This is a genomic window from Bacteroides sedimenti, from assembly GCF_040365225.1.
In the GTDB taxonomy this organism is placed as follows: domain Bacteria; phylum Bacteroidota; class Bacteroidia; order Bacteroidales; family Bacteroidaceae; genus Bacteroides; species Bacteroides sedimenti.
In genome coordinates, this window is the sequence record NZ_AP028055.1 from 1,368,447 (window position 1) to 1,379,960 (window position 11,514).

The 11,514-nt window shown below is 36.3% G+C and carries 10 protein-coding genes; 9 read left to right on the forward strand and 1 reads right to left on the reverse strand.

What is annotated here, in order from left to right; translation table 11 throughout:
• Positions 1-3: 3 nt before the first annotated feature.
• From ABWU87_RS05495 to ABWU87_RS05535, 9 genes are all read left to right on the forward strand, one after another.
• Positions 4-372 (forward strand): response regulator, encoded by a 369-nt coding sequence (locus tag ABWU87_RS05495; protein WP_353333989.1) that lies wholly within the window; start codon positions 4-6, stop codon positions 370-372.
• Positions 373-1,530 carry a sugar transferase gene (locus tag ABWU87_RS05500; RefSeq protein ID WP_353333990.1) on the forward strand — a complete coding sequence of 386 codons (1,158 nt, stop codon included), beginning with the start codon at positions 373-375 and terminating at the stop codon, positions 1,528-1,530.
• A gap of 20 nt (positions 1,531-1,550) precedes the next feature.
• Complete coding sequence (locus tag ABWU87_RS05505) at positions 1,551-2,297, forward strand: TolC family protein (RefSeq protein WP_353333991.1); 747 nt, start codon at positions 1,551-1,553, stop codon at positions 2,295-2,297.
• 94 nt (positions 2,298-2,391) lie between these two features.
• A complete protein-coding gene (locus ABWU87_RS05510; RefSeq protein ID WP_353333992.1) occupies positions 2,392-4,467 on the forward strand; it encodes a GumC family protein in 2,076 nt (691 codons plus the stop codon).
• A gap of 105 nt (positions 4,468-4,572) precedes the next feature.
• Positions 4,573-5,937 (forward strand): O-antigen ligase family protein, encoded by a 1,365-nt coding sequence (locus ABWU87_RS05515; RefSeq protein ID WP_353333993.1) that lies wholly within the window; start codon positions 4,573-4,575, stop codon positions 5,935-5,937.
• Positions 5,921-6,814: a glycosyltransferase family 2 protein gene (locus ABWU87_RS05520; RefSeq protein WP_353333994.1), complete on the forward strand. Its 894-nt coding sequence runs from the start codon at positions 5,921-5,923 to the stop codon at positions 6,812-6,814. Before ABWU87_RS05515 ends, ABWU87_RS05520 begins: the two co-directional genes overlap by 17 nt.
• Positions 6,815-6,817: 3 nt before the next feature.
• The gene (locus ABWU87_RS05525) at positions 6,818-7,987 is read left to right on the forward strand and encodes a glycosyltransferase (RefSeq protein WP_353333995.1); all 1,170 of its coding nucleotides are present in this window, start codon (positions 6,818-6,820) and stop codon (positions 7,985-7,987) included.
• A 12-nt stretch (positions 7,988-7,999) separates the two neighbouring features.
• Complete coding sequence (locus tag ABWU87_RS05530) at positions 8,000-8,620, forward strand: acyltransferase (RefSeq protein WP_353333996.1); 621 nt, start codon at positions 8,000-8,002, stop codon at positions 8,618-8,620.
• 103 nt (positions 8,621-8,723) lie between these two features.
• A complete protein-coding gene (locus ABWU87_RS05535) occupies positions 8,724-9,326 on the forward strand; it encodes a nitroreductase family protein (RefSeq protein WP_353333997.1) in 603 nt (200 codons plus the stop codon).
• Positions 9,327-9,586: 260 nt separating this feature from the next.
• Here ABWU87_RS05535 and ABWU87_RS05540 read toward each other — a convergent pair whose 3' ends face one another.
• A complete protein-coding gene (locus ABWU87_RS05540) occupies positions 9,587-11,407 on the reverse strand; it encodes a hypothetical protein (protein WP_353333998.1) in 1,821 nt (606 codons plus the stop codon).
• Between the last annotated feature and the right edge of the window lie 107 nt (positions 11,408-11,514).

Sequence of the window (11,514 nt, forward strand, 5' to 3'; positions counted from 1 at the left end):
AAAATGAAAAAAAAGATATTGTTAATCGACGACAAGGAATCAATAGCCAAAGTCGTTTCCATTTATCTATCTGCAGAATTCGACCTTACCTATTTTGAAAACCCAATTAAGGCAATTGCATGGTTACAGGAAGGGAATATCCCGGATCTGATTATTTCAGATATCCGGATGCCTGAAATGCGTGGGGATGAATTCCTGCACTATCTTAAAAACAATGCATTGTTTAAAACAATCCCTGTAGTTATGCTTTCCAGTGAAGAGAGCACTTCAGAGAGAATAAGACTATTGGAAGAGGGTGCTGATGATTATATTCTGAAGCCATTTAATCCCATGGAACTCAAAATTCGTATTAAGAAAATTATTAAAGAATAAATGCAACACATCATTTATATAGGTAAAAACAAGCAGACAATAGCCCATTTTATTCAATTATTAAAAGGAGAATTGAAAATTGCAGAAAGCTGCTATGAAGCTACTAAATTGCTGTCAAAATGTGACAATCCCAGGCTGACTATAATTCTTTATGAAAAAGAAACATTAAAGAAAGACTTGTCAGATATTACTTATCTGCATAATAAGTTTTGTCTCACCTATATAGTATTGATTACAGAATCAGTTTCAAAAGAAGAAAGTCCTCTTTATCTGAAAAGTGGTATTTGTGACACACTTCACCCGAATGAAACAAAGGAAAACTTTGATCAGACAATTAATTTTATAGTAAAACGGCAAAGACACTTTAATGCCGTTTTGCGTAATCATAACGCAATCAAACAGTTTCATCTTCCAGTTTGGAAAAGGATTTTTGATATCATTTTTGCAAGCCTAGCACTTATTTGTCTTTTCCCGCTTCTTTTGCTGGTAGCTATCGCTATCCGTTTAGAAAGTAAGGGCCCTATTGTTTATAAATCAAAACGGGTTGGAAGTAATTATAAAATTTTCGACTTTCTTAAATTCCGTTCCATGTACACTAACGCAGATAAACGGCTCAAGGAATTCAATAATCTGAATCAGTATATTAGTGACGAAGAAGATTCAGGAGCTACTGACATCTCGGCAAATAATAATGAAGAAAAAGTAGTCAAGGAAGAGATGCTACTTGTTTCTGATGATTATGTAATCCCCGAAAAGGAATATATTGCAAAAAAAAGCATCGAAAAGAAAAATGCTTTTGTCAAACTTGAAAACGATCCACGTATTACCAAAGTAGGACAATTTATACGTAAATTCAGTATCGATGAACTTCCTCAGTTAATAAATATCATAAAAGGAGATATGTCTGTTGTTGGTAACCGTCCTCTCCCACTCTACGAGGCAGAATTGCTTACCAGCGATGAATATATCGATCGTTTTATGGCACCAGCCGGGCTCACGGGGCTATGGCAGGTCGAAAAAAGAGGAGAAGCTGGAAAACTGTCTTCCGAAGAACGTAAAATGCTTGATATTAAGTATGCAAACGATTACTCGTTCGCATTAGACATGAAGATTATTTTAAAAACAGTAACCGCTTTTGTACAGAAAGAGAATGTATAACTTTGAATAAAGTACATAATATGAGAAAGAAACTGCTTTCAATTCTTGTTTTTTTAAGCATATATATTGCACCTCCTGTGCATGCACAAGAAAACAGTGTTGCCGAAATGACTCCGGAAGATTATATCAGCCTAAAACTTCCTCCGTTAGATTCACTGTTTGAGAATGCAAAAAAAAATCCTGTGGTACAGATTCATGACACAAAAAAGGAAGAAGGAATTGGTTTACTGAAAAAAGAAAAGAAAAGCTGGCTGAAGTATTTATCAGTGGGAGCTGGATATCACTATGGAATTCAAGCATATACATCCGGATATTCCGACTCAGCAACTCCATTATATTATCAATATAATAATAATGCAATGAGTTATTACAATGTGGGGGGGGCCATTTCAGTTCCTCTTGATGACCTATTTGATAGGAAAAGGAGAATAAACAACCAGAAACTTTTAATAAAAGAAAGTGAGTTGGAAAAAGAACAAAAATTAGACGAATTAAAACAACTAATTATTGAATTATATTCATCCATAATATCTAATATATCTGTTTTAAAATTAAAAGCTGAATACATGGCTTTTGCTAATGCTCAATATCAGGTTGGAGAAAGTGATTTTTTAAATGGTAAGGGAGACGCAAGTGCACTAAGCAGTATGAAACAAATACAAATTAATGCTGCAAGCGATTATGAAATAAATCGTGCAACATTAAATAGCTCTCTTTTAAAACTGGAGGTCATTTCAAGAACCCCAATTCTCAAAAGAAATAAATAAAAATAAGCTCGAAGCTATGGAATATATACTCTATTTTTCCAGATTTCTATACCGGATCCGTTGGTGGCTTATCATAGTACCGATAGTGCTCACTTTGTTGGCTATTTATTCAACAAAGCATATGGGACGAACTTATAATACCAATACAACAGTGTATACAGGTCTTATTTCAGGGTATACTATTGAAACCACAAGTGGGGCCGGAATTAATCTAACCCAACAAAGTACTACCTTAGATAACATTCTGAATATTATCACCTCTAAAAGTACACTTAAAAGAGTTTCTTTGCGTCTCTATGCACAAAATATGATGCATGGTGATCCCGATCATGACAACAACTATATTCAGGCTTCATCATACAAAGCCTTATTGCACATTACTCCTAAAGAAGTATTAAAACTAATTGATAAAAAAGACGAAAAGAAGACAATTGCAAATCTTCTTGCCTACGAAAAGCCCAATTCTAAAAATTTTGTTTTTGGTTTATTTAACTGGAACCATCCAGATTATAGTTACGGTTCATTATTCAATAAAATTAAAGTTAATCGAATCGGGAGTAGCGATATGATTGAAATTAGGTTCGCAGCAGGAGACCCCGGAATAGCATATAATACATTAAAGATCCTGAATGAAGAATTCATAGAACAATATCAGGAGTTAAGATTCGGAGAGACAAACAATGTAATTAAATTCTTCGAAGAAGAGTTAGCAAAATTAAAAAGAAAGCTTGAATTATCGGAAGATTCTTTAACGGAATACAATTTAAAAAATCGTATCATCAATTATGGCGAGCAAACAAAACAAGTTGCAGCCCAAACTAGCTTATATGAACAAAAGTGTGAAGAATTTCTTCTTGAATACAATGGTGCAAAAACATTGATCAGAGAGTTGGAAAAAAGAATGGACAGCCATACTAGATCTCTACGCAACAATGCTGATTTTATCAGCAAAATGCAGAAAATAACAACTCTTACTTCAAAAATAACAGACATCGAAACATTCAATAAAGATAACTCATCAACTGAACAGGATTTAAAATCCTACAAAAATCAATTAAAAAAAGCAGAAGAAGACTTTAACAATTTTGCAGAAAAATATAGTAACCAAAGATATACTAAAGAAAAAATAGCTTCAGAAGAAATCTTGGAACAATGGTTTGTACAAATGCTGGAGATGGAAAAAGCTGATGCAAAACTGAAACTAATGGAATCCCGTAAAGGATTGCTTGATGATAAGTACGTCTTTTTCTCACCAATCGGTAACACCATAAAACGCAAAGACAGAGAGATTAATTTTACTGAACAGAATTATATGTCAATGCTTAATAGCTTGAATGTTGCCAGATTAAGACAAAAAAACCTACAAATGACATCTGCAACTCTCCGGATCATTAATCCGCCGGTATATCCGGTAGCAGCAGAGGCAACCAACAGAAAATCTATCGTAATGGCTGTATTCTTTGGTAGTATAATTGCAATTCTGGGCTTTTTCTTGATCATAGAATTACTTGACAGGACATTAAGGGACAAAATGCGTGCCGAAAGATTAACATCGACAAAAATCATCGGAGCATTCCCCGGAAATGAGATTGGTCGTTTTCGAAACTTTAGCAAAACCAGGAATCAGATCTCGGCCAGATTTTTGGGTAATACCATTCTGGCTTATCTTCCTGAAAACAAAAAGAAAATCATAAATTTGCTGAGCACAGAATCGGGAGATGGGAAATCGTTTATAGGAAAACAACTTGAAGAACATTGGAATTCTATTGGATTAAATACAAAATATATATCGTGGAATGAGGATTTCTCAAAAGATTCAAGAGACTTTTTGTTAGCAAAATCGGCATACAACTTATGTAATGTAGCTGAAGATGTTGACATTCTGATTGTAGAGTATCCTCCTCTTAAAGAATGTGCAACCCCCAAAACACTTATAAATGAAGCTGGCTTGAATCTGTTTATTGCAAAAGCTAATAAAACATGGAAATTAACGGATCAAATACTTCTAAATCAGGTAAAGCAAACTGGTTCTGAATCTTCAGTATTATTATGTTTGAATAAAGCTGAAAATTGTGTTGTTGAAAGTTTTACAGGACAACTGCCTCCATACAATAAGCTCAACAATTTCTTATACAGATATTCTCAATTTGGGTTAACTGCTTCAGAATAATACGTAATGCAAACATTCCTGGAAAATATAACCAAGTTTCTTAGGCCTCGAATATTTGTATATGCAGGCTTAATTATTTTTCTTGTTATATTTTACAAAGCAACTATGCAAAGAGGGAGTAATATAGGGTATATTATTGCCGCTTTTCCACTTATAGCTATTGGTACATACTTATTAATAAAAAAACCACTGTGGAGTTTTATAATTCTTTTTGTATGTAATTATCTAATTTCTGGATTCACAAGGTATTACCCTCTCCCAATACCCATTAGTTTGCTTATGGATGCACTTATTGCTTGTGCAATCTTGACTCTTTTAATCAAAACGACTTATGAAAAAGTTGAATGGAAAAGGATATACAATCCTTTAGCATTAATAATATCTATCTGGCTACTTTATTGCATTCTTGAACTTCTTAATCTTAACAGAGCTTCACTGTCTGATTGGTCGGTTAAAGTTCGCAGTATGTCTTTTTATCCATTAATCATGGTTATTATGGTTTCTGTTTTGATAACTAAATATAAACAAGTAAAACTTTTGCTTTTATTGTGGGCTATTCTAACCATATTAGCCGCTTTAAAAGGTTATTGGCAAAAAAATCACGGATTTGATGCAACGGAACTTAGATGGTTATATGTCGAAGGTGGATACAGAACCCATTTAATTAGCACTGGGGTGCGTTATTTTTCCTTTTTCACTGATGCGGGTAATTATGGTTCTTGCATGGGTTTTTCAATGGTTATATTTTCAATAGCGGCTATATACATAAAAAAACATTGGCTAAAAGGTTTGTATATAATAGCCGGACTTGCAGGCGCTTATGGAATGATTATCTCAGGAACCCGAGGAGCCTTAATTGTCCCATTTGCCGGTTTTGCTTTCTTCGTGATTCTATCAAAAAAAATAAAGATTGCATTATCAACAATAATATTGATTATAACATCATTTTGTTTTCTAAACTTCACAACTATTGGGGAGAATAATGCATTGATTAGAAGAATGCGTTCTGCTTTCGATAAAAACGATCCTTCTTTAAATGTCAGGCTCGAAAATCAGAAAAGATTAAAAGAACATCTAAAAGATATTCCTTTTGGTGCCGGTATAGGATTTGGAAATACCCGTGATATTAATAATCCCGATTACGAATTTATGGCTATTCCAAGAGACTCCTGGTTTGTGAATATTTGGGTTCAAACTGGTGTCGTGGGATTAACTTTATATGTCCTGGTTTTGTTTTCCGGAATTATTTGGGGAGGATACATTATTTTTTTCAAAATAAAAAACAAAGAGTTGAGAGGAATTTTAGCCGCTTTATTAGCAGGAGTCGTTGGCATGACAGCATCTGCATATGGGAATGAATTATTAGGACAGTATCCTAACTGTTATCTCTATTTCATATCTTTTGCAGTTGTCTTTATGGGCCAATATTATGATAAAGAATTATTAGAAAAGCATGAATTACTTACCTGAGATTTCTATCATCACAGTTAATTATAATGGATTAAATGACACCTGTGAATTAATTGAGTCACTTAAACGTTGTTCTCTTTCGCATGAGATCATTGTAGTTGATAATGCATCAAAAATTAACGAAGCAATGGTTTTAAAAGAAAAATACCCTCACGTGATAACAATTCGGAGCGAAAAGAATTTAGGGTTCTCAGGAGGCAATAATCTGGGTATTTGCCAGGCAAAAGGAAAATATATCTTTCTTTTGAATAACGACACTTTTATCGAAGATGACTCTTTTCAATATTTAATTGATCGATTGGAAAGTAATACTAATATTGGATGTGTTTCACCCAAAATCAGATTTGCTTTTCCTCCAAGAAATATTCAGTTTGCAGGGTATCTTCCACTTACCACATTAACATTACGCAATGATCTTATAGGCTTTGGAGAAGAAGACATAGGGCAATATGAAACAACATATTCAACTCCATACTGCCATGGTGCAGCAATGATGGTGAAAAAGGAAGTTATTGAAAAGGTTGGATATATGCCCGAAATATACTTTCTTTACTACGAGGAGTTGGATTGGTGTACTCAAATGGCAAAAGCAGGATATGAATTATGGTATGAACCTAAATGTACTGTTTATCATAAAGAGAGTCAAAGCACAGGCCGGGGAAGTAACCTGCGTACTTTCTATTTGACACGCAACCGACTTTTATATGCATGGCGCAACAGATATGGAATAACTCGATGGGTTGCCATTTTATATCAGTTATTCATTGCTGCTCCTAAAAACATACTGTATTCCCTGTTAAGGAGAAAGTCTGATTCTGTAAAAGCAATATTCGAAGGAATAATGGCATTCTTAAAATTAAAACACAAACTTAGTTAATACATGGACGTATTGTTTTTATTAGATACATTAGATTCTACTCTCTTTTTCCTTCTGGCATTATCAATCGGATACCTGCTGTTTTTTGCATTTGCCAGTATATTTGAGAGTGGCTCCCCCTATCCTTCTGCCAGTAAAAAATATCGTTTTGCTGTACTTTTCCCCGCCTATAAAGAGGATAAGGTAATAGTGTCTTCAATAGCTTCTTTTTTAAGACAGGATTATCCCAAAGAAAATTATGACATAATCGTTATCTCCGACAAAATGAAAGTAAGTACTAACCTGCAACTTCAGGAATTACCTATTGAACTATTGACTGTTCATTTCGAAAACAGCTCAAAAGCAAAAGCATTAAATTTTGCAATAGAAAAACTATCAGACAGAGTATATGATATGGTCGTGATTATGGATGCTGATAATACGGTTAATCCTGATTTTCTACAAAAGATTAGTGATGCATACGAATGTGGCGCTAATGTTATTCAGGCACATCGCATGGCAAAAAATCTAAACACAAGTACTGCAATTCTTGATGCAGTCAGTGAGGAGATAAATAATTCAATATTTCGTAAAGGACATGTAAAGTTTGGCATTTCATCCGCGTTGATCGGTTCGGGCATGGCATTAGAATACTCGTGGTTCAGAGAAAATATAAAAAAAGTATCGTCAGCCGGTGAAGATAAGGAGCTTGAGAAGCTTTTGCTTAAACAGCGAATATATATTGATTATATGGATAATGTTCCCGTATATGATGAAAAAACTCAAAAAGAAATTTCTTTTCACAATCAACGACGCAGATGGTTGTCTGCTCAGTTTGCATCTTTGTGGGAGGCATTACCAGACCTTCCAGAGGCTATTATATCAAAAAACATCGATTATTGCGATAAAATTATACAATGGATGATGCTTCCTCGCGTTATATTGATTGGAATTACAGGGTTGCTTTCTATAACATTTTCATTAATAAACTGGGAATGGGCTCTTAAATGGTGGCTTTTGCTTTTTTTCCTATTTCTTGCTTTATGCATGGCTATACCTGACTATCTGGTAAATAAAGACTTTAAAAAAGCTATTATAAAAGTTCCATTCTTAACTCTTATGATGTTTATTAATCTATTCAGAATGAAAGGAGTAAATAAGAGTTTTATTCATACAGAACACGGAGAACAATAAAATCAATTAAGTATGATTTATCAACAATTTAAAGAAAAGTTTAAACAACATCCTGGATTAAAAAGGCTTGCACTCAACTTCATTATGCATCCGGTAAAAACTCGCCCACAATGGTGGATTCGTATGTTTCAGTTTGTCTATTTGAAAAGAGGCAAGGGTTCGGTGATTTATCGTAGCGTACGAAAAGATTTACCTCCGTTTAATAAATTTAAAATTGGAAAATATTCTGTTGTTGAAGACTATTCTTGTTTAAATAATGCTGTAGGAGATATTATTATAGGCGATTACTGCCGTGTAGGACTAAACAATACCGTTATCGGACCGATAGAAATTGGTGATAGGGTTAATATTTCACAAAACGTAGTACTTATAGGTCTAGACCATGTATATAATGATGTCGAAAAAAACTTAATTGAACAAGGTGTAACGACCTCAAAAATTACAATTGAAGATGATACAACAATAGGAGCCAATTCTGTTATTTTATCGGGGATAACTATTGGTAAGCATTGCTTTATTGGTGCAGGAAGTGTAGTAACAAAAAACATTCCTTCTTACTCAATATGCGTTGGTAACCCTGCCAAGGTCATTAAACAATATGACTTTGAAAAGAAAGAATGGGCCAGAGTGTAAATTAATAAGTCTTTTCTTAAAAACAATATTGCAAATTATTTGTTACCTAGTAACATGAATTTTCAACCTCAATATTACTAATCATTAAATAGGAGATCGAATTATGGAACTAAGTTTTAAAGAAGCCCTTAAAAATCGGAGAACATACTATACAATTAGTAACAAATCACTTATTACCGACCAGGAAATTGAAAATATTATAAAGTTTGCAATAACTCATGTACCATCGGCATTTAATTCACAATCAACGAGAGTTGTGCTTCTGTTGGGTGAAAATCATAAGAAGCTATGGAACATCACTAAAGAAACACTTAGAAAGATTGTTCCTCCCGAAGCTTTCCCTGCAACAGAAAAAAAGATAGATGGAGCTTTTGCAGCTGGATACGGCACAGTTCTTTACTTTGAAGACAAAACTGTAGTAAAGGGATTGCAAGAAGCTTTTCCTGCTTATGCAGATAAATTTCCAGAATGGTCCAACCATACTTCGGCCATGCATCAGCTTACTATTTGGGCATTGCTCGAGGAAGCAGGATTTGGTGCTTCCCTGCAACATTACAACCCATTGATTGACGAAGAAGTGGCAAAGGAATGGAATCTGCCTGCTACCTGGAAACTGGTAGCGGAAATGCCGTTCGGCGTACCTACTCAAGAACCTGGCGAAAAAGAGTTCAAACCACTTGACGACCGGATTAAAGTATTTAAATAACCTGTTTGTTTTGAACAAAAATAAGAATCCTGCTACCGAAACATTATAGTGGTAGCAGGATTTTTATTTGTTATAACTCAACTAACATCAAGGAGAAAATAAATCTACGGGGAAACATCTTATATTTTTGTATATATAGGGGGCGTGATAAAATCCCCCGTGCCTCATTACCACCTGGTTAACTCTGAAAATAAAATAGTAAGACAGAAAACAAGGCGAAGAATTCTCCTCGGAGTCGTCAAACTTGTGTTAAAAGGTGTTTAATCGTTCTTTTTCAATAGTTTAACCCTATCATATTCGTCTTTGCGAATTGTTTCCACATGGTACCAGCGTTTTAATTCGGTACTCGGAATTGTTTTTCCCACAAACAAGCCCTGCTTTTTATAGGCCTGGGTAAGGATGGCACTGACTTCGCTTTTTGAATAAAGTGTCTGTTCATCAAACAGGCTATGGATGAGGTGCTTCATCGGTCCGGAATTCTTTATGATATGATCATTTTGCCGATCGATAAACCGCTCCATCGCCCTGAGGTTGAAATCGATCTTATCGCGGATAAAACCACTTCCCATTTTCTCGTAACATTCATAAAGCGTCCTATCGTCCTTGCTCCTAATCAGGCGGGTAAGCAGATGATGGTATTTGTCCTGTGCCTTTTGTGCCGGATTAAGACGCAGTTTCTCGAGTTCCTCGAAACGCATCAGCAATAGGGCAAACCTTCCTTTTCGGGTGCGCTGCCGGTGAAGAGCCAGCCGATCCTCGTCACTGAAAAGATGCAGCTCAGGAGTGAACTCTACATCAAAGAACCGGGTGGTTCGGTACGCTTCGTAAAGATTGGACTGGTTGGTGTAGAGCACCTTCACCTTCTCCGCCTCATACAGGTTGGCAATTAGAAACGGATCGGGTTTATCGTCTTGGTCCAGGTATGGAAGATAACTATTTCCAAGCATTGCCTCGCGCAACAAGGTACGCTCCCCGTCGTTCTTGCTCCGTTTCAACGCGTCTTTCCAACCGTTGTAAATCCGGTCGGCCCCCTCCAACCAGCTGTCCAGTTCCTTTTCACTGCGATATTCCAGGGAAGGACGAATGCTGCTAATGTGCGTAATGCTCCTCACCCCCTTCCTGAATCGACCTACTATCTGTATGGCTTCCGTGGCCGGATCAATGGCCGATTGGGGCGCTCCGTACATGTCCGAAAGTATAATGACATGCGGTGATACATTCGAGATGATATCCACCGCCGAGAAGAAACGGCTGGTGAAAAAGTTGAAGGGCATCAGCTCGTCGATATAAATGGATTTCTTTCTCTTTCCCGCCTTCCATAATTTGAAGGTACTCTCTTCGCTACAGAATGTATACGAATTTTCCAGTTCGGGAATATCGATAAAAAGCGAATCGATCGTATCAATGGAGTTGACAAAGATGCAGACTCTCGATCTGTTGTTAAGTCTGAGCTGCCCAAGCAATTCCACGAGCGACTCGCATACGTTGTTGGTAGTGATAAGCCGCAGTTTCTTTTTGTAATCGTAGGTAGGTTCAATCCGCAGGATGCGGAATCCATGCTCCTCAAACCGGCCGTCATTGGCTAAAATCGGAGTGGCTGAGACCATGGCCTTGGATCTGAACTGAAAGAAATCGTTCATCGGCTCGCGAATGGTGTCACGGTAATCCACGTCCTGCACCAGCTTTTCACACTCATCAAACAGCATGAAGCACTCGCTGTACATATCTATCTGCAGTTCGGTCATAGCATCCTTCACCTTCTGGAAACTCTCCGGAGTAGTCAGAATTTTATAGTGATGTTTTTTGTTTTTCTCCAGGAAATCGGCCACATGCTGCACCATCCCCCCTTTGTGCACTGCCAGCGTATGGTCGTGTTTCTTAGCCTTGTCTACAATAACCGGCACGTTGGGCTCAACAATGATGGACTTGCGCAAAGAGGTCAACTCACAATAGGTGGCTCCCAACCCCGGCAACATTTTGTTAATCACACAATTTGTGGGCAGCGCCACGAATCCTTCCCGGGACAATACATCAGATAAATATTCTCCCCGATGAATTTTTACAACTCGTTCTTTAAGCATCAGATTGATTTTATTGGTTAAAAGCTAAATATAGCATTAATTATCCTATTTAAAGCTATAAAAAAAAAACATGGCGAGGAGTTGGGCAAAACATGGCGACAGATTTT

Coding starts and splice junctions, on each gene's coding strand:
- ABWU87_RS05495 (WP_353333989.1), top strand. CDS start 4: ATGAAAAAAAAGATATTGTTAATCGACGACAAGGAATCAATAGCCAAA.
- ABWU87_RS05540 (WP_353333998.1), bottom strand. CDS start 11,407: ATGCTTAAAGAACGAGTTGTAAAAATTCATCGGGGAGAATATTTATCT.
- ABWU87_RS05520 (WP_353333994.1), top strand. CDS start 5,921: ATGAATTACTTACCTGAGATTTCTATCATCACAGTTAATTATAATGGA.
- ABWU87_RS05505 (WP_353333991.1), top strand. CDS start 1,551: ATGAGAAAGAAACTGCTTTCAATTCTTGTTTTTTTAAGCATATATATT.
- ABWU87_RS05525 (WP_353333995.1), top strand. CDS start 6,818: ATGGACGTATTGTTTTTATTAGATACATTAGATTCTACTCTCTTTTTC.
- ABWU87_RS05515 (WP_353333993.1), top strand. CDS start 4,573: ATGCAAAGAGGGAGTAATATAGGGTATATTATTGCCGCTTTTCCACTT.
- ABWU87_RS05500 (WP_353333990.1), top strand. CDS start 373: ATGCAACACATCATTTATATAGGTAAAAACAAGCAGACAATAGCCCAT.
- ABWU87_RS05535 (WP_353333997.1), top strand. CDS start 8,724: ATGGAACTAAGTTTTAAAGAAGCCCTTAAAAATCGGAGAACATACTAT.
- ABWU87_RS05530 (WP_353333996.1), top strand. CDS start 8,000: ATGATTTATCAACAATTTAAAGAAAAGTTTAAACAACATCCTGGATTA.